General features: G+C 68.1%; 22 protein-coding genes. 7 read left to right on the top strand and 15 right to left on the bottom strand.

What is annotated here, in order from left to right; genetic code table 11:
- Nucleotides 1-12: 12 nt before the first annotated feature.
- The 4 genes from RT655_RS01485 to recR all read right to left on the bottom strand — a co-directional run bounded on the left by RT655_RS01485 (nt 13) and on the right by recR (nt 4594).
- Nucleotides 13-1524, bottom strand: a complete 1512-nt coding sequence (locus tag RT655_RS01485; protein ID WP_313536874.1) for a PAS domain-containing protein — start codon at nt 1522-1524, stop codon at nt 13-15.
- Nucleotides 1525-1735: 211 nt separating this feature from the next.
- Entirely contained in the window at nt 1736-3139 is a 1404-nt protein-coding gene (locus RT655_RS01480; protein ID WP_313534610.1) for a DNA recombination protein RmuC, read from the bottom strand.
- A 302-nt stretch (nt 3140-3441) separates the two neighbouring features.
- The gene (def, locus tag RT655_RS01475) at nt 3442-3966 is read right to left on the bottom strand and encodes a peptide deformylase (RefSeq protein ID WP_313534609.1); all 525 of its coding nucleotides are present in this window, start codon (nt 3964-3966) and stop codon (nt 3442-3444) included.
- Nucleotides 3967-3997: 31 nt separating this feature from the next.
- On the bottom strand, nt 3998-4594 hold the full coding sequence (gene recR, locus RT655_RS01470) for a recombination mediator RecR (RefSeq protein WP_064312102.1): 597 nt from the start codon (nt 4592-4594) through the stop codon (nt 3998-4000).
- Nucleotides 4595-4648: 54 nt separating this feature from the next.
- Between recR and fmt the strand changes: the two genes are divergently transcribed.
- A complete protein-coding gene (gene fmt, locus RT655_RS01465) occupies nt 4649-5551 on the top strand; it encodes a methionyl-tRNA formyltransferase (RefSeq protein WP_313534608.1) in 903 nt (300 codons plus the stop codon).
- Nucleotides 5548-6294 carry a tRNA pseudouridine(38-40) synthase TruA gene (gene truA / locus RT655_RS01460; protein ID WP_313534607.1) on the top strand — a complete coding sequence of 249 codons (747 nt, stop codon included), beginning with the start codon at nt 5548-5550 and terminating at the stop codon, nt 6292-6294. The genes fmt and truA overlap by 4 nt, the downstream gene beginning before the upstream one ends.
- Here truA and RT655_RS01455 read toward each other — a convergent pair.
- The 9 genes from RT655_RS01455 to RT655_RS01415 form a co-directional block, all read right to left on the bottom strand.
- Nucleotides 6284-7474, bottom strand: coding sequence for a class I SAM-dependent RNA methyltransferase (locus RT655_RS01455; RefSeq protein ID WP_313536873.1), 1191 nt, complete (start codon nt 7472-7474; stop codon nt 6284-6286). The genes truA and RT655_RS01455 overlap by 11 nt on opposite strands.
- A complete protein-coding gene (locus RT655_RS01450) occupies nt 7471-8874 on the bottom strand; it encodes an NAD(P)H-hydrate dehydratase (RefSeq protein ID WP_313534606.1) in 1404 nt (467 codons plus the stop codon). Before RT655_RS01450 ends, RT655_RS01455 begins: the two co-directional genes overlap by 4 nt.
- Nucleotides 8871-9209, bottom strand: a complete 339-nt coding sequence (locus tag RT655_RS01445; protein WP_313534605.1) for a hypothetical protein — start codon at nt 9207-9209, stop codon at nt 8871-8873. Before RT655_RS01445 ends, RT655_RS01450 begins: the two co-directional genes overlap by 4 nt.
- Nucleotides 9190-10911 carry a dihydroxy-acid dehydratase gene (gene ilvD, locus RT655_RS01440; RefSeq protein WP_313534604.1) on the bottom strand — a complete coding sequence of 574 codons (1722 nt, stop codon included), beginning with the start codon at nt 10909-10911 and terminating at the stop codon, nt 9190-9192. Before ilvD ends, RT655_RS01445 begins: the two co-directional genes overlap by 20 nt.
- 11 nt (nt 10912-10922) lie before the next feature.
- Nucleotides 10923-11654, bottom strand: a complete 732-nt coding sequence (locus RT655_RS01435) for an N-formylglutamate amidohydrolase (protein ID WP_313534603.1) — start codon at nt 11652-11654, stop codon at nt 10923-10925.
- Nucleotides 11651-12385 carry an enoyl-CoA hydratase/isomerase family protein gene (locus RT655_RS01430; RefSeq protein WP_313534602.1) on the bottom strand — a complete coding sequence of 245 codons (735 nt, stop codon included), beginning with the start codon at nt 12383-12385 and terminating at the stop codon, nt 11651-11653. Before RT655_RS01430 ends, RT655_RS01435 begins: the two co-directional genes overlap by 4 nt.
- 160 nt (nt 12386-12545) lie before the next feature.
- Nucleotides 12546-13382, bottom strand: a complete 837-nt coding sequence (locus RT655_RS01425) for a 4-(cytidine 5'-diphospho)-2-C-methyl-D-erythritol kinase (protein ID WP_313534601.1) — start codon at nt 13380-13382, stop codon at nt 12546-12548.
- A 20-nt stretch (nt 13383-13402) separates the two neighbouring features.
- Nucleotides 13403-14989 carry a tetratricopeptide repeat protein gene (locus RT655_RS01420; RefSeq protein WP_313534600.1) on the bottom strand — a complete coding sequence of 529 codons (1587 nt, stop codon included), beginning with the start codon at nt 14987-14989 and terminating at the stop codon, nt 13403-13405.
- Nucleotides 14964-16616, bottom strand: a complete 1653-nt coding sequence (locus RT655_RS01415; protein WP_313534599.1) for an electron transfer flavoprotein-ubiquinone oxidoreductase — start codon at nt 16614-16616, stop codon at nt 14964-14966. The genes RT655_RS01420 and RT655_RS01415 overlap by 26 nt, the downstream gene beginning before the upstream one ends.
- Before the next feature lie 125 nt (nt 16617-16741).
- Between RT655_RS01415 and RT655_RS01410 the strand changes: the two genes are divergently transcribed.
- From RT655_RS01410 to moaB, 3 genes are read left to right on the top strand one after another with little or no spacing between them, the layout of a single operon-like run.
- A complete protein-coding gene (locus RT655_RS01410; RefSeq protein WP_313534598.1) occupies nt 16742-17470 on the top strand; it encodes a uracil-DNA glycosylase family protein in 729 nt (242 codons plus the stop codon).
- Nucleotides 17467-19383: a lytic transglycosylase domain-containing protein gene (locus tag RT655_RS01405; RefSeq protein WP_313534597.1), complete on the top strand. Its 1917-nt coding sequence runs from the start codon at nt 17467-17469 to the stop codon at nt 19381-19383. Before RT655_RS01410 ends, RT655_RS01405 begins: the two co-directional genes overlap by 4 nt.
- Complete coding sequence (gene moaB / locus RT655_RS01400; RefSeq protein WP_313534596.1) at nt 19373-19900, top strand: molybdenum cofactor biosynthesis protein B; 528 nt, start codon at nt 19373-19375, stop codon at nt 19898-19900. The genes RT655_RS01405 and moaB overlap by 11 nt, the downstream gene beginning before the upstream one ends.
- A gap of 199 nt (nt 19901-20099) precedes the next feature.
- Here moaB and RT655_RS01395 read toward each other — a convergent pair whose 3' ends face one another.
- Complete coding sequence (locus tag RT655_RS01395) at nt 20100-20435, bottom strand: VOC family protein (protein ID WP_313534595.1); 336 nt, start codon at nt 20433-20435, stop codon at nt 20100-20102.
- Nucleotides 20436-20490: 55 nt separating this feature from the next.
- Here RT655_RS01395 and RT655_RS01390 point away from each other — a divergent pair, with 55 nt between their 5' ends.
- Nucleotides 20491-21561 carry a PA0069 family radical SAM protein gene (locus RT655_RS01390; protein ID WP_313534593.1) on the top strand — a complete coding sequence of 357 codons (1071 nt, stop codon included), beginning with the start codon at nt 20491-20493 and terminating at the stop codon, nt 21559-21561.
- Here RT655_RS01390 and RT655_RS01385 read toward each other — a convergent pair.
- Entirely contained in the window at nt 21558-22781 is a 1224-nt protein-coding gene (locus tag RT655_RS01385) for an SGNH/GDSL hydrolase family protein (RefSeq protein WP_313534592.1), read from the bottom strand. The genes RT655_RS01390 and RT655_RS01385 overlap by 4 nt on opposite strands.
- 139 nt (nt 22782-22920) lie before the next feature.
- Here RT655_RS01385 and RT655_RS01380 point away from each other — a divergent pair, with 139 nt between their 5' ends.
- Nucleotides 22921-25533 (top strand): M1 family metallopeptidase, encoded by a 2613-nt coding sequence (locus tag RT655_RS01380; RefSeq protein WP_313534591.1) that lies wholly within the window; start codon nt 22921-22923, stop codon nt 25531-25533.
- Nucleotides 25534-25583 lie beyond the last annotated feature (50 nt).

The following is a 25583-nucleotide window of genomic DNA, read 5'->3' as shown; positions in this document are numbered from 1 at the left end:
GGGATCGCTCGATCAGATCGCCACTTCGATCTCGAACCGCACCCCTTCCGGCGGATATTGGATCGCCGGCGTTCCACGGACATGACGGCGAAAGACGCGCTCGATCATCTTCGACCCAAAGCCGGTGTGCGTGGGGGCCGTCACGCGCGGGCCGTCATGCTCGCCCCAGCAGAAGAACAGGTGTCGCCGACCCTCGATCTCCCGCATCTCCCACGCGATCGCGACCCGCCCCTGCGGAACGGAGAGCGCCCCATATTTGACCGCATTGGTCGCCAGTTCGTGAATGGTCATCGACAGCGCCAGCGTGATTTCCGACGACAGCCGAACCTCCTCACCGTTCGACGCGATCCTGACTCCGGCCCGATCCCGGAACGGCGCAAGGGCCCGCTCGACCACGTCGCGGATGCTCGCGCCCTCCACATGTTCCTTAATCAGCAATTCCTGCGCGGTGGCCAGGCTTGCGATTCGACCGGTGATCGCATCGGCAGCGTCCTTCAACGTCACCGAATCACGCAGCGTCTGGCGGACGACGGCGGTGACGGTGGCCAGGCTGTTTTTGACGCGATGCTGCAATTCCTGCGCGAGCACGGCACGATGTTCCTCGATGATCTTCCGGCCGGAGATATCTGTCGAGAAACCGATCATCTCCAGCGGCGTGCCGTCAGCGCGATACTGAAGGTCGCCGTGCACCGATACCCAGCGCTGCTCGCCGGATGGGGTGAGGATACGATACTCGATTTCATACGGGTCGCCGTTTTCGAGCGTCGCCCGGACGGCTGCCTGCATGAAGGGAAGATCCTCGGGATGGATCGTGGCGAGCAGGTCCGCATACCCGAAGGAGTCTTCCGCGGACCGACCGAAGATGCGCTTGCACCCCGGCGAGGGGGTCAGCTCCAATTCGGGCAGGGTCAGCGTCCACGTGCCCAGTCCGCCGGCCTTCAGGGCCAGCTTCAGCCGTGCCTTCCTAGACGCGAGTTCGGCATCCCGCTGGGCCAGTTCGGCGGCCAGGGCATCGCGATCCTCTTCGAGCCGTCGCATGCGGTGGCGCTCGATCGTCACGTCGATCTGCGACGCCACGAAATAGCGCAGCGAACCGTCGTCGCAGAACACCGGCGCGACCATCAACCGATTCCAGAACGGCGTTCCGTCACGCTTGTGATTCAGCAAATCGAGTTCGATCGGCTCGCGGAGTGCGATCGCATCCCGCAGCCGCTGGACGTCCTGGGGGTCGGTCAACGGCCCTTGCAGAAAGCGGCAGTTTCGACCCAGGATCTCGGCAGACGAAAACCCGGTCAGCGTCTCGAACGCGGCATTCACGTAGATCAGCGGACAATCGGGCAGCGTCGGATCGCTGACCACCATCGCCACCGGCGTCATGTTGAACCCGACCTGCATCGGATCGCACGCATCCAGGCCGCGCGCATAGGCGTCGATCGCAGCCTGGACCTCTGGCGGCCGAGCTTCCGCGTAGAACACGAACGCGGCGCGCGTCTCGGCAAGTCCCTGGACGTTCGCGACCTGCACCTCGTTCAATCTACTGCCAGGCAAGCAGCCCTCCGGCGACGGCATACGCGTCTCGCGCCCTTTCGATCATCGCGAGATCATCGCGTACTGGTCCCGCAGACGATGCTTCTCTCATGCGTGCGGGAACGAAATAACACCGGATCGTATCCGATGCCGCTGTCGAATCGGATACAATCCGGACACATCATGTCCCGAAATGGGAACGATTGCCTTACTCGGCTGCTGCGGCTTCCTCGATCGCATCGCTCCCGGGCGCCGGCAATTCCGCGGTCGGCGCCCGCGCGATCACGTCGACCGTGTCGATCGCATCCAGCGTGCTGTTGCCGATATCGACATTGAGCGCCTGGAAGCGTCGCGCGGAGACCATCACCCGGCCTTCGAAGCTTGCGACGAACTTGTTGTAATTCTCCACCGCGCTGTTCAGCCCGCCGCCGACGCGCTTGAGGTGGCTCGCCGCCGTCGCCAGCCGCTCATACAGCTCCTTGCCCAGCTTGCCGACTTCGCGAGCATCCTCGGTCAGCTTCTGCTGGCGCCACATCGAGGCGACGGTGCGGGCGAGCGGCAGGAAGGCCGAGGGGCCGGCGATGATCACCCGGTTGCGCGCGGCGCGCTCCCACAGCTCCATGTCCACTTCCAGCGCGCTGGAAAGGAAATTGTCGCCGGGGATGTACATGATCACGAAATCGGGCGCCTTTTCGAACTGCGCCCAATAGGCCTTGCGCGACAACGCGTCGGCATGGGTGCTCATCGCCTTGGCATGCGCCTTGAGCGCCGCGGTGCGCTCCTCGGCGCTGGTCGCCTCCGCCGCCTGGAGATAGCCGTCGAGCACGCACTTCACGTCGACGATCAGCTGCTGGTCGCCCGGCAGGCGGATGATGAAGTCCGGCCGCAGCATGCCGTCCTCGGTGGTGACCGAGACCTCGGCGGCGAAATCGACATGGCCGGAAAGCCCGGCAATCTCGATTAGGTTGCGGAACTGCTGCTCGCCCCAGCGGCCGCGCGTCTTGGGGGCGGCGCGCAGGGCATTGACCAGCTTGGAGGTTTCCGCGCGCGTCTCGCCCAGGCTGGAGTGCACCGCGCTGATCGCCTCGCGCAGCTGGCCATAGCTGTCGGTACGGTCCTTCTCGACGCGGTGCAGGCCTTCCTCATAGCGCTTGAGCGTGGTGTCAATCGGCTGGAGCAGCGTGCGCAGGCGCTCCTCGTTCTTCTCGCCCGCCTGGTGGAAGCGCGCCTCGGCGCGTTCGAGGAAGGCGCGCTGCGTCTCGTCGAGCATCTTGGCGGCGGATTCGCGGAACTGACCGGCCATCATCTCGCGCGCGTTGACGAATTCGGTCAGCCGCTCCTCGAAGGCGCCGGCCTTGGCCTTGAGCTCGGCCAGCTCGATGCGGGCGGCGTCGCGCTCGTTGCGGAGCATCGCGGCTTCCTCGCGCAGGCGGGGAAGCTGGCCGACGCGCTCCTCGGCCATGGCGAGATCGGTGATCGCGGCCTTGAAATCGGCCTCGCGCCGGGCGCTTTCGGCCCGCGCCTCGCTCGTGCCGCGCGCGCCGATCAGCCAGCCGACCACCACGCCCACGACCAGGGCAACCATCACAAAGGCAACGACGAACGGATCCAACGCCAAATCTCCCGGGAACAGGACGCGAACTTACGCGCCGGGGGAGCGGGCCGCAAGGGTGCCGGCGGTCGGTTCGGCACGGGTTGGCGAGGGTTCGGTGGATAAGTGGCGGAGGGTTGCGGCGCGGGCGTTACAAAGCCGGATCCTCCCCCGCCAGGGGGAGGTGGCGCCGAAGGCGACGGAGGGGGAGGTCAGCGACCAACTGGCGGCGGGGGTTCCCCCTCCTCCGTCAGGCTGACACCTGCCACCTCCCCCTGGCAAGGAAGGAAACACTGCAGGCCAAAGCCCGTCGTTGCCGAAAATCAGGCCGCCTTGCGGGCCTTGTTGAGCTTCTTCAGTAGCATGTCGCGCTTGAGGCGCGAGAGATGGTCAAGGAACACGATACCCTCCAGATGGTCCATCTCGTGCTGGATGCAGGTGGCGAGCAGGCCTTCGAAGAGCTCGTCATGCTGCTCGCCCTTCTCGTCGAGCCAGGTCACGCGGCAGCGCGCGGGGCGCTCGACATCGGCGAACTGGTCGGGGACGGAGAGACAACCTTCGGTATAGACCGAATAGTCGTCAGCCGGCTCGTGGATCTCGGGGTTGATGAAGACGCGCGGGTGCCGGATCGGCTTGCCCTCCTCGTCCTCTTCCTCCTGCAGGTCCATCACGATGAGGCGCTTGGGCACGCCCACCTGGATCGCGGCGAGGCCGATGCCCGGCGCATCGTACATCGTGTCGAACATGTCGCCGATCAGCGTGCGAACGTCGTCATCGACCGCCTCGACAGGGGTGGAGACGAGACGCAGACGCGGATCGGGTACTTCGACGATGGGGAGGATGGCCATTGCCCAAATTTAGGAGAGCAGCCCCCCAGCGTCAAGCAACGGGGCGGCGCGCCCGGAGCGCCTGGGCCAGCGTGCCCTCGTCGAGATAGTCCAATTCGCCCCCCACCGGCAGACCATGGGCGAGCTGGGTGACGCGGATCGGGAACGCCTCCAGCCGCTCGGAGACGTAATGCGCGGTGGTCTGCCCCTCCAGCGTGGCGTTCATCGCGAGGACGACCTCGTCGATGCCGCCCGCCCCCACCCGGCGGACCAGCGCGTCGATGCGGAGGTCCTCGGGCCGCACCCCGTCGAGCGCGGAGAGCTTGCCGCCCAGCACATGGAAGCGCCCGGGGAACAGCCGTGCGCGATCGAGCGCCCATAGGTCGGCGACTTCCTCCACCACGCACAGCGAACGGTCGTCGCGGCGCGGATCGGCGCAGATCGCGCAAGGGTCGTGCGTATCGACATTGCCGCAGATATGACACGTTGTGAGCTTCTGGCTGACCGCGCTGAGCGCCGCGAGCAGCGGATCCAGCGTGGTCTCGCGCTTCTTGAGCAGGTGGAGCACCGCCCGCCGCGCCGATCGCGGCCCGAAACCGGGCAGCCGCGACAGGGCCTGGGTCAGCGCTTCGATTTCGGGAGAGGCCATGGCACATCACATAGGGGCTTGCATGCGCGCCTGCCAAGCGGTTGAGGGAAACGCATGCGCATCCTCTTCATGGGAACCCCCGATTTCGCCGTGCCCGTGCTCGATGCCCTGGTCGAAGCCGGGCACGAGATCGTCGCCGCCTATAGCCAGCCACCCCGCCCCGGCGGCCGGCGCGGCAAGGCGCTGACCCCCTCCCCGGTCCATGCCCGCGCCGAGGCGCTGGGGATCGAGGTGCGGACGCCGCTTAGTCTCAAGGGGCCCGAGGAACAGGAAGCCTTGGCAGCGCTGGGTGCGGATGTGGCGGTGGTAGCGGCCTATGGGCTGATCCTGCCCAGGGCGGTGCTGGCAGCGCCGCGGTTGGGGTGCCTCAACGTCCATGGCTCGCTGCTGCCGCGCTGGCGCGGCGCCGCCCCGATCGAGCGGGCGATCCTCGCCGGCGATGCGGAGACCGGCGTCGGGATCATGCAGATGGAGGCCGGGCTTGATACCGGCCCGGTACGGTTGGAAGGGCGCACGCCGATCGACCGCAAGACTGCTGGCGAATTGCGCACCGAGCTAAGCGCGATGGGTGCGCGGCTGATGGTGCAGGTGCTGGGGGATTTCGACGCCTATCCAGCCATGCCGCAGCCCGAGGACGGCATCACCTATGCCGCCAAGATCGACAAGGCAGAGGCCCGCCTGGACTTCACCCGCAGCGCGGTAGAAGTCGAGCGCGCGGTGCGCGCGTTCAATCCGGCGCCCGGAGCATTCTTTGAGTTCAGCGGCGAGCGCTTCCGCATCCACGCCGCCGACCTGGTCGACGCGGACGGTGCCGCAGGTACGGTAGGCGCAAACCTGCTGATCCATTGCGGCGACGGCGCGATCCGGCCCAGCTCGATCCAGCGTGCCGGACGCGGCGTGATGACGGTCGCCGAACTGCTGCGCGGGTTGCCTATCCCGGCGGGAACGCAGCTTTGACGCGCTTCGCCCTGACGGTGGAGTTTGACGGCCGCCCGTTCATGGGCTGGCAACGGCAGGACCACGGCCCCAGCGTCCAACAGGCGATCGAGGACGCGGCCTTTGCGGTGACCGGCGAGAAGGTCGTCGTTCATGCCGCCGGACGTACCGATGCCGGTGTGCATGGGCTGGGCATGCGCGCGCATGTAGACATCGCCAAGCCGATCGCCGCCTTCCGGCTGATGGAGGCACTGAACGCGCGCATCCGGCCGAATCCCGTCTCCGTCCTTGCCTGTGAAGAAGTCGCAAGTGATTGGCACGCGCGTTTTTCGTGCCTTAGTCGCCATTATGAATATCGCATCGTAACCCGCCGAGCACCGCTGACGTGGGAAAAGGGGCTTGCCTGGCGCCTTTCCGGACCGCTGAACGCGGCGGCGATGCAGGTCGCGGCCGACCATCTCGTGGGCCGCCACGATTTCACCACCTTCCGCTCGGCGCATTGTCAGGCGGAGAGCCCGGTGCGGACGCTCGATCGGCTCGAGATTATGCAGGATGGCGACCGCATCAGCGTTTTCGCCTCGGCTCGCTCGTTCCTCCACCATCAGGTGCGATCGATGGTCGGCTGCCTCTCGCTGGTCGGCCAGGGCAAATGGGTACCCGAGGACGTGCGCGACGTGCTCGAGGCGCGCGACCGCACGACGCTCGGACTGAACGCTCCGCCCGACGGGCTGTTTTTCCTGCGGGCAGACTATCCTAGCGCGTGAACTTCGCGGCCAGCTCGACATGGGTCGACCAACGGAACTGCCCGACCGGCTGCACCCATTCGAGCCGATAGCCGCCTTGGCACAAAACCTCGGCATCCCGCGCGAAGGTACTGGGATTGCAAGAAACATATGCGATGGTCGGAACCTTCGACCCGCTTAGCTCGCCGACCTGCTCGCGCGCACCTGCCCGCGGCGGATCGAGCACGACTGCGTCGAAGCGGTCGAGCTCGGCGCTCGTCACCGGCTGCCGGAACAGATCGCGATGGTCGCCGAACACCTGCCGGCCCGCAGCACCTGCCGCCGCCTTCAGCGACAGGATGGCATCGCGCGCCGCTTCCCCGGCATAGACCCGGGCCTTGTCCAGCGCGAAGGTGAAGGTGCCGAGCCCGGCAAACAGGTCTGCCACGATGTTCGCATCGCCAACGATTTCCCGCACGGCAGCGATCAACGCCGCCTCACCTTCGGGCGTGGCCTGGAGAAAGCTACCGCTCGGCAGCGGCACCGCGACCCCGCCCAGCGTGATGGTGACCGGCTCGGGCTCCCACCGCGCCCCGGGACCGAACCCCTCGTCGATCGCGAACCGGGCAAGGCTCTCGGCCTGTGCGAACGCCGTGATCGCCTCGGCCGCCGCCAAGCCCTCGGGATCGATGCCTTCTACCAGCACATCGCGCCCCTGGTCGCTGCGCGCGAGATGCACGTTCACCCGCCGCGCATCGGGCAGCAGCGTCGCGAACAGCCGGCGCAGCGGCGCGAGCAACGCAAACAGTTCCGGCGCGAGGACCTGGCATTCGACGAGATCGATCAGCTTGTGGCTGCCCGCCTCGGTAAAGCCGATCCGCACCTGCCTGCCGCGTCGCTCGGCGTGCAGCGTCGCCCGGCGACGGGTACGCGGCGGCGAGAGCAGGGGCGTGCGAATCTCCGTCTCCAGCCGCTGCGCGGACAGCGCCGTGCGCACGCGCTCGGTGAGGAAGCGACTCCACGCGACATCATCGAGATGCTGGAGCTGGCAGCCGCCACAGCTCGGGAAATGGCGGCAGGGCGGCGTCTGGTGGTGCGGGCCGAAGCGGATCGCGCCGTTCGCGTCCACCCAGTCGCCCGGCGCGGTGAGTGGGAAATGCCGGCCGTCGCTCGTGACCCCATCGCCCCGTGCGGCCACACGCACCACTTCCACTTCACTCACAGACATTCCGAACACGCTTCCGCCAGTTGAGCGACGAGCTGATCGGCGAAAAAGGCCGGTCCCGCAAGCTGCGCGGCGCGCCCGTGCAGCCATACTGCCGCAGCTGCCGGATCGACTCCGCTGCCGCCCTGCCCGATCTGTGCGCCCAGCACGCCGGCGAGCACGTCGCCGGTGCCCGCGGTTGAGAGCCAATGCGAGGCACCCGCGAGCACGCGGACGCTGCCGTCGGGGCCCGCGATCACGGTGTCGCCCCCCTTGTGGACGACCGTCGCGCCGCTCGACGCTGCCGCCTGCAGGGTGCGATCGATCTTGCTGCCCTCACCGCCGAACATCCTGTCGAACTCGCCGCCATGCGGCGTGATCCACACAGGCGCCTCGCGCGCGGCGCATGCGGCCGCGGCACCGGTGCCGAGCAGGCTTAGCGCATCGCCGTCCAGCACCAGCGGCTTGTCGGCGGCCAGACCCGCGCGCAGAAACGCTTCAGCCCGGCGGTCGCGGCCAAGGCCCGGGCCGAGGACGATCGCATCGATCCGATCGCTCGCAAGGAAATCGGCCAAGTCATCGGCATCGTCGATCGTGCGGCGGACCAACGCGTCCGGCGCCGGGCCTGCGGGCTCCGGCCCGGCAAGCATCACATAGCCTGCCCCGCTCGCCATCGCCGCCCGCGCCGCCAGCCGACCCGCGCCGGGCATGGCGCCTTCCACCACCGCCACCAGTCCGCGGCTATATTTGTGGCTCTGTGGACCCGGCGTTTCGAGCCGCGGCCTGGCTACCGTCTGCCACGCCGCGTCGACGGGAATGCCGAGATCGGCGAGCAGCACATGGCCGCAGCGGGACAGCCCATCGCCGAGCACATGCGCCGGCTTCAGCGCCCCCAGTGCGATCGTGGCGTCCACGCCGCGTGGCGCGCCCAGTTCGTCGCCGGTGTCGGTGTCCATGCCCGAGGGAAGGTCGATCGCCAACGTGAAGTCCGCGCCGCGCACGAGTTCGGCAAGCACGGCGGCAACGCTGCGCTCCAAGGGGCGCGCGACACCGATCCCGAACAGCCCGTCGATCACCACCGGCCGCACCGGCGCGCCGTACAGGGAGGTGGTTGGACCATCCCAGCGCGCGTGCATCTGCTCGGCAGCACCCGGCTTGGGCGCGCCCGAGGCGGCGACGAGCACATCGAGGCCGATAGAACGCAAATGTCGCGCGATGACATAGGCATCGCCACCATTGTTGCCGGGGCCTGCGAGGACCAGCACCGGGCGCCCCATCGCAAAGCGCGCCGCCTCGCGGGCAACTGCGGCGCCGGCGCGTTCCATCAGTTCGACTTGGGAAACGCCGCGCGCAAAGACCGCCTCCTCGGCGGCACGCATCGCGTCGGCAGTGATGATTGGGGCGCCGGGCGGGATCATTGCCCCGCTGTAGCGTCCTTGCTCGCCAGACGATAGCGCATCCCGCCGACCGTCACCTCGGTGGCGTCGGCAGACCGGGTAACGCTCGCCAGTTCGGCGCCGTCTGCAGCGGTCAGGACATTGCTCTGCACCGACAAGCGACGAAATCCACCATCCGGATGGTGCAGGATCAGTATGCTGCCCTCCCGCTCCACGGTGCAGACCGGCAACAGCGTTTCGCCGACGGGACCGCACGCGACCGTCTCCCCCGCTTGCGCAGCGGGCTGCGACGCCGGACCGGCACCGCAGCCCGCCACGAGCAAGGTCAGCGCGAGACTAGATATCCGCGTAGACATGGCGCTCGGCCTTGGCGCCAGGGTGCGTCACTGCGCCCTGATAGGCCGGGCCGACATTCTGCGAATAGCGATAGAGCGCGCCCGACTGATAGTCGTTGACCCGCGGCTGCCAGCGCGCGCGGCGCTCGGCCAGCACGTCCTCGGGAACGTCAAGGTCGATCGTGCCCGCTTCGGCGTCGATGCGGATGGTGTCGCCATCCTCGACCAGCGCGATCGGACCGCCCTCGGCCGCCTCGGGGCCGACATGGCCAATGCAGAAGCCGCGCGTGCCGCCCGAGAAGCGGCCATCGGTGATCAGCGCCACCTTCTCGCCCATGCCGAGGCCGTAGAGCGCCGCGGTGGTCGACAGCATCTCGCGCATGCCCGGGCCACCCTTGGGTCCTTCGTAACGGATGATGATGACCTCGCCCTCGTTGATCTGACGATGCTCCACCGCCCGGAAGGCATCCTCCTCGCAGTCGAACACGCGCGCCGGGCCGGTGAACTGGAGCCGGTGCATGCCTGCGACCTTCACGATCGCGCCTTCGGGTGCCAGCGAGCCGCGCAGGCCGACGACGCCACCGGTCGGGGTGATCGGCGTCTTCACGTCGTAGATCACCTTCTGGTCGGGGTTCCAGGTCACCTGGTCGATATTCTCGCCCAGGGTCTTGCCGGTCACGGTCATGCAGCTGCCGTCAAGCAGGCCATTGGTCAGCATGGTCTTCATCAGCATGTACACGCCGCCGGCCGCATGCATGTCCTTGGCGACATACTTCCCACCGGGCTTCAGGTCGGCGATGTACGGCGTTGATTTGAAAGCCTCAGCTACATCGTGCAGGTCGAACTCGATGCCAGCCTCGTTCGCCATCGCAGGCAGGTGGAGCGCCGCGTTCGTCGAGCCGCCGGTCGCCGCCACCACGCGCGCGGCATTGATGAAAGCAGCGCGTGTTGCGATGTCGCGCGGGCGCAGGTTGATCTCGAGCAGGTTCATCACCTGATGGCCCGCAGCGATCGCAATTTCTTCACGGCTCTTGTAAGGAGCGGGCACCATGTTGCTGTTCGGCAAAGACAAACCCATCGCCTCGCCGACGCAAGCCATGGTGTTGGCAGTGAACTGGCCGCCGCACGCGCCGTGGCCGGGACACGCGACCTTCTCCAGCGCGGTCAGGTCCTTGAGCGGGCAGTTGCCGGCTGCGAACTTGCCCACCGCCTCGAACACGTCGACCACGGTGACGTCGCGGTCCTCGAACCGGCCGGGCAGGATCGAGCCGCCATAGACGAAGATCGACGGGATGTTCAGGCGGAGCATCGCCATCATCATCCCCGGCAGCGACTTGTCGCAGCCCGCGAAGGCGACCAGCGCGTCATAGCAGTGCCCGCGCACGCTCAACTCTACCGAATCCGCGATCACCTCGCGGCTGACCAGCGAAGACTTCATCCCCTGATGGCCCATCGCGATGCCGTCGGTCACCGTGATGGTGTTGAACCGGCGCGGCATCCCGCCATTGGCGATCACGCCCTGGCGGGCGGCATCGGCCTGAAAATCAAGGGTGGTATTGCACGGTGCGCTGTCGTTGCCGGCGCTCGCCACGGCGACGAACGGCTTGGCGATATCCTCCTCGGGAATCCCCATCGCGTAATAATAGCTGCGGTGCGGCGCTCGCTCGGGCCCCACGGAGACGTGGCGGCTGGGGAGCTTGGACTTGTCGAATCGATTGGTCATGGCGCGCAAGCCTATGTCGCGGGAATACCCTTTGACGCAAGAGTGTTGCGTAGAAAAAGCGTAAGCTGCTGGAGGCGCTCGGCCCATGCCTCGAAGCCCGGAGGGTTGCGGATCAGGTCGTTGCGGATCTCGATCGCGATCGACGGGATGCCCTGCGCCTCGGCATGGCGGTTGAGCGTGGCGTTGAGCAGCCGGCCTGAATAGGGCTGGTTGTCGCCGGTCACGCAGCCCTGCGCCCGGAGCCATTCCACTGCCGGCCGGGCAGCACGGGTGTCGCGATTGTACAGGATCCCGATCTCCCAGGGCCGCGGTGTGCCGCCATGTTCGAGGCACGGTGTGAAGCTGTGGATCGAGAGGATCAGGCGCGGTCGCTGCCGGCGCACCTGATCGAGCACCACGCGATGATAGGGCGCGTGGAAGCGCGCGATGCGGGCGGCGCGATCCGCGGTATCGTTGCCGGGGATCGCGTGCCCGTCGCTGCGCTGGGGGATCAGGCCGATATGGTCGGGTTCGCGGTGGAGATCGATGACCAGCCGCGAGACGGTGGCGAGGATTGCCGGGGCATCGAGCCGGGCGGCGAGCGCGCGAGTCACGTCGGCGGCGCCGATATCGATGCCGATATGCAGGTCTAGCAGCGCCGGATCGATGCCGAGATCGATGTCGAGCGGCACCGCGTTCGAGGCATGGTCGCACAGCAGCAGCACATGGCCGTCGCCACCGGGCAGAATCTCCGCGACGCTCATGCGAACACCGGCTTTCGGCGCGCCTGGAAGGCGGCGAGGCCTTCGGCAAGCTCGGCACCACCGAACGCGGCCTCGAAGGCAGCATCGAGATCGGCATCGACAGGCTTTCTCACCGCCCGCTTGAGCTGGCGGACGGCGACGGGCGCATTCTCCCCGATTCGCTGGGCGAGCGCTGTTGCCGCAGCACCGGCATCGGGCGCGCGGTGCTCGACCAGGCCGATCCGCGCCGCCGCATCCGCGTCGATCGGCTCGCCAGTGAAGAGCAGTTCGGCCGCCCGCCCCTGCCCGACCTGCGCCGCCAGCCGGGCGACATCCGCGCGCGGATAGCCGAGCCCGAGCCGGGCGGGTGTCACCGCGAACTGCGCACCGTCCCCGGCGATGCGGATGTCGGCGGCCAGGATCAGCGCCACCGCCGCGCCGAAGCAGCCGCCATCGATCGCGGCCAGCACCGGTATTGGGAGCGCCGCCAGTGTTTCAATCCCTGCGCGCATGGCGAGGCGGAAGCGGGTGCGAGCAGCGGGATCGGTCTGCAGCTGGGGAAATTCGCCGATATCAGCGCCGGCCGAGAAGATGCCCGGCATGTCTGAGCGGAGGATCACCGCCCGGGCGGCGTCCAGACCAGTGGCGGCCGCGGCGAGTTGCTCCCAGCCGGCAATCGGCACCGCATTGTGCGCCGATCCGCGTGCGAGCGCGATCATGGCGATCGGCCCATCCCAACGAACTTCGATCATGGAGAGGCTGTGCCCGATCCGCGCGCCCAAGTCACGCGATGGCGCGCGGGGGGACTTCCCAGAGGGAAGCGCACCCGCGGGCCAAGGGCAGACGTTCGCGAACGCGTCAGATCCGCCGCGCACAGCCTTGTCGTAAAACGGTAAAGATTCGCTTACCGGCTCACTGAAGACGGGTCGCGGCGATCCACCATTCGGGGCGCTGCAAGGCGGCGGCGGCTGCATCGCGCGCAGCCTCGGCCTCAAACAGCGCAAAGCAGGTGGCGCCCGAGCCCGACATGCGGGCGAGCAGCGCCCCCGGCTGCACGGCGAGCGCCGCCAGCACGGCATCGATGGCAGGGGCAATGGCGCGCGCCGGCGGCTCGAGGTCGTTACGCCCCGCCTGTGCCACAGAGAGCAGGTCGCCCGCACCGATCGGGCCGCGGTCCACGCCGTCCCAGCCCCTGAAAACCGCGGCCGTCGGTACGCCCACGCCGGGGTTGATCAGCAGCGTCGGCGTGCCGGCCAGCCCCTCCAGCGGGTCCAGCTGCTCGCCCCGTCCCCGGCCCAGCGCGGTGCGGCCGAGCAGGCAGGCGGGCACGTCCGAACCGAGCGCATCGGCGATCGCGAACAGCTTTGGGTCCGTACGGTCCACGCCGTGAAGCAACGCCAATGCCCGCAGCGTCGCCGCCGCGTCCGCCGAGCCGCCGCCGATGCCGGAGGCAACCGGCAAATGCTTCTCCAGTTCGATCGCATGCGCGCCGCCGCCGAACGCCGCGCGGAACCGCGCGGCCGCGCGGATGACGAGATTGTCCCCCTCGCCCGCCAGCACCGCCGCGAACGGGCCGGTCAGCGTGAAGCTGTCGGTCTCCGCCGGCGTCACCCGTACGATGTCGCCATGCTCGACGAACGCGAACAGCGTCTCCAGCTCGTGATAGCCGTCCGCGCGGCGATGGCGGACGTGAAGCGCGAGGTTGAGCTTGGCGCGCGCGGGCTCGGTGAAGGTGCGAGGATCTTGCATCTCCGCCGCCCCTAGCGCGATCAGGACGCGCCCGTCAGCCCCTCTCGCAGCTTGCGCGCGATCCGCTCGGCATCGGTAGGCGCGGCATGAATCGCCGCCGCGCGCCAGGCATAGCGCGCCTCGAACTGGCGCCCGAGCCGCCAATAGGCGTCGCCCAGATGCTCGTTGGCGGTGCTCCCCGCCGGATCGCTGCGCGTCGCCGTCTCAAGCAACGCCGCGCCGCGCGCAACCTCGCCCTGGCGGACATAGGCCCAGCCGAGCGCGTCGGCGACTTCGGCATCCTCCGGCGCGATCTTGCGCGCGCGTTCCAGCAGCCGCAGCGCGTCGGCACCGTCACCGCCATGGGTGATCAGCGCGACGCCCAGCGTCCGCAGCATCTCGGCGCGGTTGGGGGCGAGTTCGGCGGCCTTGCGGAGTTCGGGCAGCGCCTGGTCCCAACGCCCCGCCTGTTCCAGCGCCAAGCCATAATCAAGATGGAGGTCGGCACTGCCCTGCCCCCCGCGCCGCAGCGCTTCGGCATAGACCCGCGCCGCAGCCTCGTGGCGGCCAGTATCGGTGAGCAGCTGGGCGTAACGCTCTACCTCCAGCGGGGTCGCGCTGTGATCCTCGGTCAGCGCCTTGGCATCGGCGAGCGCGGCATCGGCACGCCCGGCATCCCGCAGTACCGCGACCCGCACGCCGGCGGCACGCCGCGCGAAGGGGCTGTCCTTGGGGACCGCCGCCAGCGTCTGCAGCGCGAGATCCGGTGCGCCGGCGCCGTTGATCGCATCGGCGAGCACGATGCGCGCGCGGGTCTCGCCGGGATCGAGGATCAGCGCGCAACGGGCGAGGACAATCGTCAGCGTCGCCATCCGGTCGCCGCCAAGGTCGCTCGCCATCGCGCGGAACATGCGGGACAGGCCGTAGGTGATCGTCACCGGCTGCGGGGCGCCGAGCGACCGCGCGACGGCTTCCATCTCCGCACCGCCACCCTGCAGCAGGAAGCGCGCGCCGTCTGGGCCGCGTACGGTGGCCAGATCGATACGTGCGTCGGCATCGCCGTCGCCGGCCAGCGTCGCCATCGATTCCAGCACAGAGGAACTATCCTTGCCCTGTGCCAGCAGCATCAGCGCACGCTGGGGGGCGGCATAGCGGCGGGCGAGCGCGCCCAGGTCGAGGCTGTCGAGCACCGCGACGCCGTCCAGCCCGCGCGCCTGGGCGAGCCAGGCGGTGAAGATCGGCATCAGAAAGTCGAACGGTGTGCCCTTGAGCCGCTTGACTGCATCCGCGGCGCCCGTCTGGTTGCCCGCGGCAAGCGCCGCCGCCATGTCGACCAACGCCGCGTCGGGCGGTGCAACGCCCGCCTTCTCCATCACCGCAGCGGCGCGGGTGGCGAGCGCCATGTCGCCCACCATCAGCGCCTGGCGATAGGCGCGCAGTGCGATCACCGGATCGTCGGGGGTCGCCGCCATCGCGCGGCCATAGCCTTGCGCCGCAACGCCCGCCGCACCCGCCGCATCGGCGGCGCGGGCGCGGACATAGTCGGTCAGGTCCGCGGTCTGCGCCGCCGCCGGGGTCGCCAGCGACAGCGCAAGACCAAGGCTACATGTTCGGATAATTGGGGCCACCACCGCCTTCTGGCACCACCCAGTTAATGTTCTGGGTGGGATCCTTGATGTCGCAGGTCTTGCAGTGCACGCAATTCTGCGCGTTGATCTGGAACCGCAGATCATCGCCTTCCCCTACGACCTCATACACACCCGCCGGACAATAACGCTGCGCGGGCTCGGCGTACATCGGGAGATTGTAGTCGATCGGAATATCCTTATCCTTCAGCGTCAGATGGACCGGCTGGTCCTCCTCATGGTTGGTGTTCGAGACGAACACCGAGGAGAGCCGGTCGAAGGTCAGCACGCCATCGGGCTTGGGATAATCGATCTTCGGCGCCTGGTCGGCGCGGAGCAGGCCCTCGTGGTCGGGCTTGTGCTTCATCGTGAGCGGCCAGCGCAGGCCGAGATGCTCGCTCCACATCGCCGCACCGGCGAGCAGCGTACCCCAGGTGTCGCCGAACTTCTTGACCAAGGGCGCCACGTTGCGGACGCCGCGCAGCTCCTTGTAGACCCAGCTCGCCTCATAGGCTTCCGGATAGGCGGTCAGCTCGTCGCTGGTGCGCCCGGTCTGGATCGCCGCGAAGGCCGCCTCGGCCGCCATCATCCCGCTCTTCATCGCGGTGTGCGTGCCCTTGATCCGCGGCACGTTGAGGAAGCCGGCGGAATCGCCGATCAGCGCGAGGCCGGGCGCCACCAGTTTCGGCACCGACTGCCAGCCGCCGTCGGAAATCGCCCGCGCACCATAGGAGACGCGCTTCGCCCCCTTGAGCAGTTCGGCGATCTCCGGATGCGTCTTCCAGCGCTGCATCTCTTGGAAGGGCGAGAGCCAGGGATTCTTGTACCCGAGCCATACGACGAAGCCGATCGCGACCTGCCCATCGGCCTGGTGATAGATGAACCCGCCGCCGTTGCTGCCGTCGGTCAGCGGCCAACCCTGGGTGTGGATCACCCGGCCCGGCACGTGCTTGGCGGGATCGATGTCCCACAGCTCCTTGATGCCGATGCCATAGACCTGCGGCTGGCTCTCGGCATCGAGATCGAACTGGCGGATCATCTGCTTCGAGAGATGCCCGCGGCAACCTTCGGAGAGGAAGGTATATTTGGCGTGGATCTCGAGGCCCGGCTGATAGTCCGGCTTGTGCTCGCCATCCTTGGCGACGCCCATGTCGCCGGTGGCAACGCCCTTCACGCTGCCGTCGTCATTGTACAGCACCTCGGCGGCGGCGAAGCCGGGGAAGATCTCCACGCCCAGCTCGCCCGCCTTCTCCGCCATCCAGCGGCAGAGATTGCCGAGGCTGCCGGTATAGGTGCCCTTGTTGTGCAGATAGGGCGGCGTGAGGAACTCGGGATAGGCCGACTTGCCCTTCTCGCTCAGCACCCAATGATGGTTCTCGGTCACCGGCGTGCGCGCCAGCGGGCAACCGTCGTCGCGCCAGCTCGGCAGCAGCTCGTCGAGCGACTTGGGATCGACGACCGCACCCGACAGGATATGCGCGCCGACCTCGGAGCCCTTCTCCAACACGCACACCGAAAGCTCGGCGCCCGCGTCGTTCGCCAGCTGCTTGAGCCGGATCGCCGCGGAAAGACCGGCAGGCCCCGCGCCGACGATCACGACGTCATAGGGCATCGACTCCCGTTCGCTCATCCTTGTTCCCCTAAGTCCTTCGTACTAACACGGCCCTCGCGGCCACCTGTCGTCGCGCGCGCGCAACGTTCCGTCTATCCGGCGATGAAGCCAGATTGACCCCGCCGTCAACTGGGATTCAAAGAATGGGTATGGGGGCAGAACCAGACAATAGCTGGCACAAGTCGCTCGCGAGCGCGCTCGAATGGTGGGACTCCGCCGGGGTCGACGTACTCGTGGAAGACGACGTGCGCGATTGGTTCGCCAAGCCCGCGCCGTTGCGCTCCGAGCCGCGGCCCGCGCCTGCCGTAGCGGCGCCGGCGCCCACGCTTCCGCAGACGCTGCCCGAATTCCTTGCCTGGCGGACCGGTGGAGCGGCCCCCGAGGCCGGCTGGCACAGCCCGCTGATCGCCCCGGCGATCGTCGAAAATCCAGTCTGGACGATTTTTGTCGACATGCCCGAGCCCGAGGATAGCGACACGCTGTGGAGCGGCCCCGCCGGCGCATTGCTGGATCGCATGCTCGCCGCCGTCGGCCTCGCGCGCGACTCGGTGCAGCTGGTCCCGCTCTGCTTCGCCCGCCCCGCCACCGGCCAGGTGCCCGCCGATGCCGCGCCGAAGCTGGTCGAGCACGCCGCCCAATTCCTGTCGTTCGTGCGGCCGACGAAGCTGCTGCTGCTTGGCCATGCGGCAACCCGTGCGGTTCTCGGGGCGGAAGCATGGCCGCCGGAGCTTCGTTCGCACGACGTTAACCGCTACGACGCCAATACACAGGTGGTGGCGACCTACCATCCGCGCTCACTGATCGAGCGACCGGGCGCCAAGAGCGAAACCTGGAAACATCTGTTGCTGCTGAGCCGGGGACCGAGCCTTTGACCTTGCGCATCCTGCTTGCCGCCACGCTGATGACGGCGCCGATCGCCACGCCGGCCCTGGCCGCGCCGCCCGACGACACCAGCCCCGCGATCATCGACGAGGACGCCCCGACCCCCGCCACCGGCAAGCGCGCCGGCGAGGGCATACCGCCCCAGCTCGATGCCGATCAGCGCGCCGATTACCGCTTCGTCTTCGATGCCATCCGCAACGGCCGCTGGGCGGATGCGCAGATCAAGCTAGATTCGATGAAGCCGGGCCCGCTGCACGCGATCGCCCGCGCCCAGCTCTACACCGCCAAGGGCAGCCCCCGCGTCGAGGCCGACCAGCTGGTCGCGCTAATCACCGAGGCGCCGGAACTGCCCCAGGCCGAACAGCTCGTCCGTCTCGCCAAGACGCGCGGCGTCAACGACCTCCCCGTGCTGCCGGTCGCCCAGCGGCTGATATGGTTCGACGGTGCGCCGATCCGCAAGCGCGCCCGTTCGATCCGCAGCGACAATGCGGCGACCGAAGTTGCGATCCTGATGTCGCCCTACGTCAAGACCGACAACGGCCCGGCCGCCGAGGCGGTGGTGACGCGCTTCGCGGGGGACCTGACGCCCGAGGCGCTGACCGAATGGCAGCAAAAAGTCGCCTGGATCTACTATGTCGCGGGTGACGACGCCAATGCCCGCCGCATGGCCGCCAAGGCCGAACAAGGCCTGGGCGAGTGGGCGGCGCAAGCCGACTGGGCCGATGGCCTCGCCGCCTGGCGCCAGCAAGATTGCGCCGGTGCCACCGCCTCCTTCGAGCGCGTTGCTACCCGCGCCAGCGATACCGAGCTGCGCTCGGCGGGCCTGTTCTGGGGATCGCGCGCAGAGATGGCGTGCGGTCGCCCCGATCGCGTTGCCGCCAAGCTGCGCGCCGCCAGCCAATATGGCGAGACTTTTTACGGGCTGCTCGCCCGCTCCAGCCTGGGCCTTGAGGATAAGCGGCTCGAAGGCGACCGCTTCGTCAGCAAGGACTGGACCGCGCTCGAGCGGCGCCCGAACATCCGGGTCGCCGCGGCGCTGAGCGAAATCGGGGAGACGTCGCTGGCCGATCAGGTGCTCCGCCACCAGGCCAAGTTCTGCACGCCCGACGATCACGGTGCACTCACCCGCCTTGCCGCACAGCTGAGCCTGCCGCAGACCGAATTGTGGCTTGCGCACAACGGCCCGGCGGGGGCCAGGCCGATCGTCGAGGCACGCTATCCGGTGCCGAACTGGTCGCCGGATGGCGGCTGGCGCGTCGACCGCTCGCTGGTGTTCGCGCATACGCTCCAGGAATCGCGATTCAACGCCGAGGTCCGCAGCGCGGCGGGCGCGATGGGGCTGATGCAGGTGAAGACCGGTGCGGCGATCGACGTGGGTCGCCGCCGCGGCGTGACCTATGCTGCCAGCGACCTTACCAAGCCGTCGGTCAACATGGAGATCGGCCAGTCCTATCTCGAGCAGCTGCGCGACATGCCGATGACGCAGGGCCTGCTGCCCAAGGTCATCGCCGCGTATAATGCCGGTCCCAGCCCCGTCGACGTCTGGAACCAGGCGTCGCGCGATGGCGGCGACCCGCTGCTCTATATCGAGAGCATCCCCTATTGGGAAACGCGCGGCTATGTGATGACCGTGCTGCGCAATTATTGGATGTACGAATTGCACGACGGCAAGCCGTCCCCAAGCCGCGTCGCGCTGTCGGGCGGCATGTGGCCGCGCTTCCCGGGCATGGCCGGCGCCAAGGCGGTAAAGCTCAAGACCCTGCGCGCGCCGACGCTCACCTTCCCGGCGCCGCAGCCGGTGGAACCCGCGCCAATCCAGCAGCAGTTCCAGCTGCCCGCGACCGGCGCCGCGGTGACGATCAGCGCCGCCAAGCTGCCGAGCGAGGTCGCGCGTGGCAATTGACGAGAGCATCGCCTTCCGCCCCGTCCGAATCGCCGTCCTCACCGTCTCCGACACCCGCACGCTGGCCGAGGACCGCTCGGGCGACCGGCTGGTCGAGCGGCTCACCGAAGCAGGCCATCTGCTCAGCGACCGGGCGATCCTGCGCGACGATGTCGATGCGATCGCGGCACAGTTCGAGGCATGGATCGCGGCACCCGGGGTCGAGGTGATTCTCGCCACCGGCGGTACGGGGGTGACCGGCCGCGACGTGACGCCCGAAGCCCTTGCCCGGGTGTGGGACAAGGAAATCCCCGGCTTCGGCGAGCTGTTCCGCTGGCTGAGCTTCGCCAAGATCGGCACCTCGACGATCCAGTCGCGCGCCACCGCCGGGGTGGCCCGCGGCACCTATATCTTCGCGCTGCCGGGCTCGACCGGCGCGGTCACCGACGCCTGGGACGGCATCCTCGCCACGCAGCTCGACATCCGCCACAAGCCCTGCAACTTTGTCGAGCTGATGGGACGGCTGCAGGAGCGGTAAGCGTGCCTCATCGCGTACGGGCAAGCTGCTACCGCTCTTCCGCACATAGCGCGTCATCCCCAAGAAGGCGGGAATCCATTGGCGCTGAACCCGCGGTTCCCTCCCCGCAGCGCACAGGCGAATGGATTCCCGCTTCCGCGGGAATGACGGTGGATTGGCGATACGCGAAGTCCCTTCCTCTCCGACGAGGGTACTGCGGTCACTCCTCCATCACCCACGCCGCCAGCTCATGTCCCTGCGGATCGCGGAAATGGAACCGCCGCCCGCCGGGAAAGCTGAAGATCGGCAGCGTGACGATACCGCCTGCCGCTTCCACCGCCGCCAGCGTCGCCTCCAGATCCTGGACCGCAATCACCGGCAGCAGCTGCGTGCGACCCTGCGCATCGCCATCGAGCCCCACATCGGTATCCCCGGTCATCGTCGCTGCATAGCTCGGCCCGAAATCGGTAAACTGCCAGTCGAACACCGCGCCGTAAAAGCCCTTGAGCGCGCCCACGTCGCCAACCGGCAGTTCGAGATAATTCAGCCGCGCCATCCTTCATCCCCTCAACGTTCTTGATTCGTTCTATCGGGCGGCCTAGCATCGCGCAATGGCAAAGAGTCGCCCCGTCCGCGGTGCTACGTTCAACGACGCGAGCGCGCGCTTCAACCTCCCCGCCCGCGAGGCGGACGGCGACTGGCTCGACGCACAGGAAGCGATCGACGGCGCCCCGCCGCCGCTGCGCACCACGGTTACGGTGGAGACCCCGCGCACGATCATCAGCCGCAACCAGTCGCCCGACATCAGCTTCGAGCAATCGGTAAACCCCTATCGCGGCTGCGAACATGGCTGCATTTACTGTTTCGCACGCCCGAGCCACGCCTATCTCGACCTGTCGCCCGGCCTCGATTTCGAGAGCAAGCTGTTCGTGAAGCCGACCGCGCCGGACCTGCTCCGCGCCGAGCTCGGCAAGCGCGGCTATGTCTGCAAGCCGATCGCGTTCGGCACCAATACCGATCCCTATCAGCCGATCGAATCGACCTGGCGGATCACCCGTGGCTGCCTCGAACTGCTCGCCGAATGCCGCCACCCGGTGACGATCACCACCAAGTCCAACCGGGTGGTGAAGGACCTCGACCTGCTCGCCCCCATGGCGGCGCAGGGGCTGGCCGCGGTGATGCTGTCGGTCACATCGCTGGATCCGAAGATCGCGATGACGGTGGAGCCGCGCGCGCCCCATCCCGAGCGCCGCCTGGCGGCGATCCGCACGCTTACTGACGCTGGCGTGCTGGTGTTCGTCTCGATGTCGCCGGTGATCCCGCACATCACCGATTACGAGATGGAGCATATCCTCGAACGCGCGGCGGCGGCGGGCGCGCGCGGCGCTTTCTTCCTGCCGGTGCGGCTGCCCTGGGAAGTCGCCCCGCTGTTCCGCGCCTGGCTCGACGCACATTTCCCCGATCGCGCCGCCAAGGTGATGGCGACGATCCAGTCGATCCGCGGCGGCAAGGACAATGACCCCGGCTTCTTCACCCGCATGCGGGGCCAGGGCCCCTGGGCCGAGCTGCTCCGCACCCGGTTCAATCGCGCTGTGAAGCGCTACGGGCTGGACGGCGAGCGGATGCGGCTCCGCACCGACCTGTTCCGCCCACCCGCCGGGCCGCAGGGGGAGCTGTTCTAGCGCAGTAGCGCGAGCGGCACCGCCCCCGCCATCGCCGCATAGCCGGCAACGGAGGGGTGCAGCCCATCGCCGCTGTCATAGTCCTTGCGCAGCCGCTTGGGGTCGGCCGGATCGCGCATTGCGGCGTCGAAATCGATCACCGCATCGAAATTGCCGGGCGTGCGGATCCAGCGGTTGACCGCCTGGCGGTCGGCCTCGTTTTGCGCATCGGGATGGTAATAGCCGGAAGCTGCATAGGGCATGATCGTCGCGCCGATCGCCTTGATGCCGCGGGCATGGGCGCGGGTGATGATCTGGCGATAGGCGTCGATCATCCGCACGACCAGCGCGCTATGCGCCGCCGCCGACACCGGCGCCTCACGGGTCAGCGTGCCCAAGTCGTTGACTCCTTCCAGCACGATCAGGTGCGTGACGCCGGGCTGGCCGATCACGTCATGGTCGAACCGCGCCAGCGCGTTCGGGCCCAGCCCGTCGTTGAGCAGCCGGTTGCCGCCGATCCCGGCGTTGAGCACCGCGACCTCGCCCATCCCCGGCGTCGCGCGGAGCCGGCGCTGGAGTGCATCGGTCCAGCGGGCATTGGTGTTGGGCTTCACGCCATAGCCGTCGGTGATCGAGTCCCCGAACGCCACGATCGCGCGTGCCTTGGGCGCCACCGCCTCGATGCCGGCGATCTGGAACCAGCGATCGACCGTCTTGGCCCCGACCATGTCCGGATCGGCGCTGCGGTTGCCATGAACGAGATAGGAGGTCCCGCGCGAACCCGGATGGCCCGTCTGCTGCGCCGGCGGATTGGCGACATAGAGCGAAATGGCGAGATCGGCGCCGCCCGCAGCCTTTAGCTCGACCGGGTCGCTCCAATAATCCGCGCCTGCCGGGATGGTCACCGCCGTCGCGCCGCCGAAGCGCAGCGGGCGCAGCGTGGCGGCGTCGATCCGCGAGCTTGCCGGATCCAGCGCGCGCGCGATCGTCGCGCTGTCGATGGTCAGCGGTGCGATACCGAAGCGGTTGGTGAAGCGCACCCGCAGCCGTGTCGCCGGTCCCTGCAGCCTGACGATCTCGCGCAGCGTCGCGTCGTTGAAATCGGCCGCAGGCAAGGCGTTCTGCGAGTCTAGCGCGAGCTGCGACGTCCACCAGCTGGTCGTCCAGCGATCCCCCGGAGCGGCTTGCGCCGTTGCCGACGCGAGCAGTCCGACCGCGATCCAGCGCAGCATCTTCGCCATACACCCTCTCCACTAACGCGTTGATAGCGGTACCATAGTTGGCTGGCGGAACAGGGCAAGCGCCTAGACGGCAGGTGTACCATTGCGACTACGCAGCTCGCTGCCCTAAGCATGCGCCAGCCACGACCAAGGAACCTCGATGCGCGCGCTTCTCTTCGCCTCCTCTGCCTTGCTGCTGCCCGCCGCCGCCCTCGCCCAGACGCCGGCGCAGCCCTCCGGCAAGCTGCCCGATGCCGCCACGCCGATCGCCTATCGCCTCGATTTCACCATTGTGCCCGAGAAGGACCGCTTCAACGGGCATACCGAGATCGACATCGATCTGAAGGCGCCGGCGCGGACGATCTGGATGCATGGCCGCGACCTGCACGTCGCCAAGGCTGTCGCGCGCAGCGGCGGCAAATCGGTCACCGCCAGCTTCACCCAGAAGAGCGCCACCGGTCTTGCCCAACTCGATTTCGGAAAGACGCTGCCCGCAGGCCGCGTGACGCTGGTGTTCGATTATGACGCCGCATTCGGCACCGGCACCCAGGGTCTGTACCACGTCAAGGTCGAGGACGCCTGGTACAGCTGGACCCAGTTCGAATCGATCGAGGCGCGCGCGGCCTTCCCGTCCTTCGATCAGCCCGGCTACAAGACGCCCTTCACCGTTTCGATCACCACCAAGCCGGGCTACACCGCGGTCAGCAATGCCCCCGAGGCGAGCAGCCGCAAGGCCGGCGCACTGGTCCGCCACCAGTTCGCGCCCACCAAGCCGCTGCCGACCTATCTGGTCGCGCTGGTCACCGGCCCCTTCGCCACCGCTGCGACGCTGATCCCGCCGACCCCGCAGCGGAGCACGCCGATGCCGCTGGGCGTGGTCGGCACCAAGCCCAATGCCGGCCAGCTCGCCTTTGCGCGCGACGAGTCCGGCAAGATCGTCTCGCTGCTCGAGAACTATTTCGGCCAGCCCTTCCCCTTCCCCAAGCTCGACCAGATCGGTTCGCCGATCATGCCGGGCGCGATGGAGAATGCCGGCGCCGACATCTATGGCGACGGCATCCTGTTCCTCGACGAGAAGGACTCCAGCGAGCGCAAGCAGGCGTTCGGCATGATCATCGCGCACGAGCTGGCCCACCAGTGGTTCGGCGATCTCGTCACCCCCGCCTGGTGGGACGACATCTGGCTCAACGAGAGCTTCGCCAACTGGATGGGCTATCGCATCGGCAACGAGTGGCGCCCGGGCCTGCAGATCGAATTGAACGCGATTGAGGAAGGCTTTGACGCGATGAACCTCGACGCGCTCGCCGCCGGGCGCCCGATCCACCAGCCGATCCCGAACGATGGCGATATCGATGCGGCGTTCGACCAGATCACCTATGGCAAGGGCGGCCAAGTCGTCGCGATGATCGCCGCCTATATGGGCGACGAAGCCTTCCGCGAGGGCGTGCGGCTGCACATGCAGCGCCATGCCTATGGCAATGCCAGCACCGACCAGTTCTTCGCCTCGCTCGCCGATGCCGCGCATGATCCGCGCGTGCTGGCCTCGCTGAAGAGCTTCGTCGACCAGCAGGGCGTGCCGCTGGTCACCCTGCACCGCGAGGGCGGCGCGCTGACCGCTACCCAGTCGCGCTACGGCTTCTTCGGTGCCAACCTGCCCGCCGAGCAATGGATCGTCCCGCTCTGCCTCCGCCAGGGCGGCACCAAGAACTGCACGCTGCTCGACAAGCCGAGCATGACGGTTTCCGCCAAGGGCAGCGGCGCGCTGGTGCCGAACGCGGGCGGCTGGGGCTATTATCGCTTCGAGCTCGATCCCGCCGATTGGGATGCGCTGATCGCCGCCACACCCACCCTGCCGGCGGCCGAACTGCTCGCCATCGACGACAGCGTCTGGGCCAGCTTCTATGGGGGGCGCAGCCCGGTCGCGCGACCGATCGCGCTCACTCGCATCACGGCTACCAACCCCTCGACCAAGATCGTCTTCGAAAACGCGCATAATCTGCGCGATCTGGAGAAGCGCGGGCTGATCACGGCCCACGCGCTGCCCGCCTACCGCAAGCTGTTCGTCGATCTATATGGCCCGATGCTGGCCAAAATCGGCCTCGATCCGGCGACCGATGCCTATGCCAAGGAAGAGGCCGACCAGCGCGAGCTGCGCAAGGATCTGGTCGACCTCGTCGCCGTCACCGGCCATGATGCGGCGCTCCGCACCAAGCTGATGACCGCGTTCGATGCGTTCGCGGCGGGCGATGAGAAAGCGCTCGACCCAGCGTGGCGCGGCGTCGCGGCGGGGATCGCGCTCAACGAGCGTGGCGTGCCCTTTGCCCAGCAGCTTCTGACCCAGAGCGTCGGCAAGCCCGCGCTGTTCGAGGCGCTGGGTCAGGGCGTGACGGCATCGAACAATCCGGACATCGCCCGCTGGTTCCTGAACGACTTCCAGGATCCGCGTGTCGATACCCGCAAGCGACTGTTCACCGTCGCGGCGTTCCTCAAGTCGCCCTATACCCGCGACCTCGCCAGCGACTTCATGATCGCCCATTTCGACGAGTTCGTGAAGAATGGCGGCGGCGGCGGCGTCTTCTCGGGCCGGGCAGCGCAGATGTTCGGGGCGCTATGCTCGAACGCGCAGGCCGATGCAGTCGATGCCAAGCTGCGCCCCGCCACCAAGGGCAGCACGCTCAACCTCGACCGCGCGATCGAGACGATCCGCACCTGCGCCCGCTTCCGCGACGCCAAGGCGGGCGAAGTGAGCGCGGCGATCGTCGCGGGGAAGTAAAGCACGATGGGGGCGGGACCAGCCGGCTCCGCCCCCATCGTCATTCCGTC

Origin of the sequence: Sphingomonas sp. (genome assembly GCF_032114135.1) — a bacterium.
Classification (GTDB): domain Bacteria; phylum Pseudomonadota; class Alphaproteobacteria; order Sphingomonadales; family Sphingomonadaceae; genus Sphingomonas.
The sequence above is the reverse complement of the archived record's forward strand: the minus strand, read 5'-3'. Positions and strand labels throughout refer to the sequence as shown.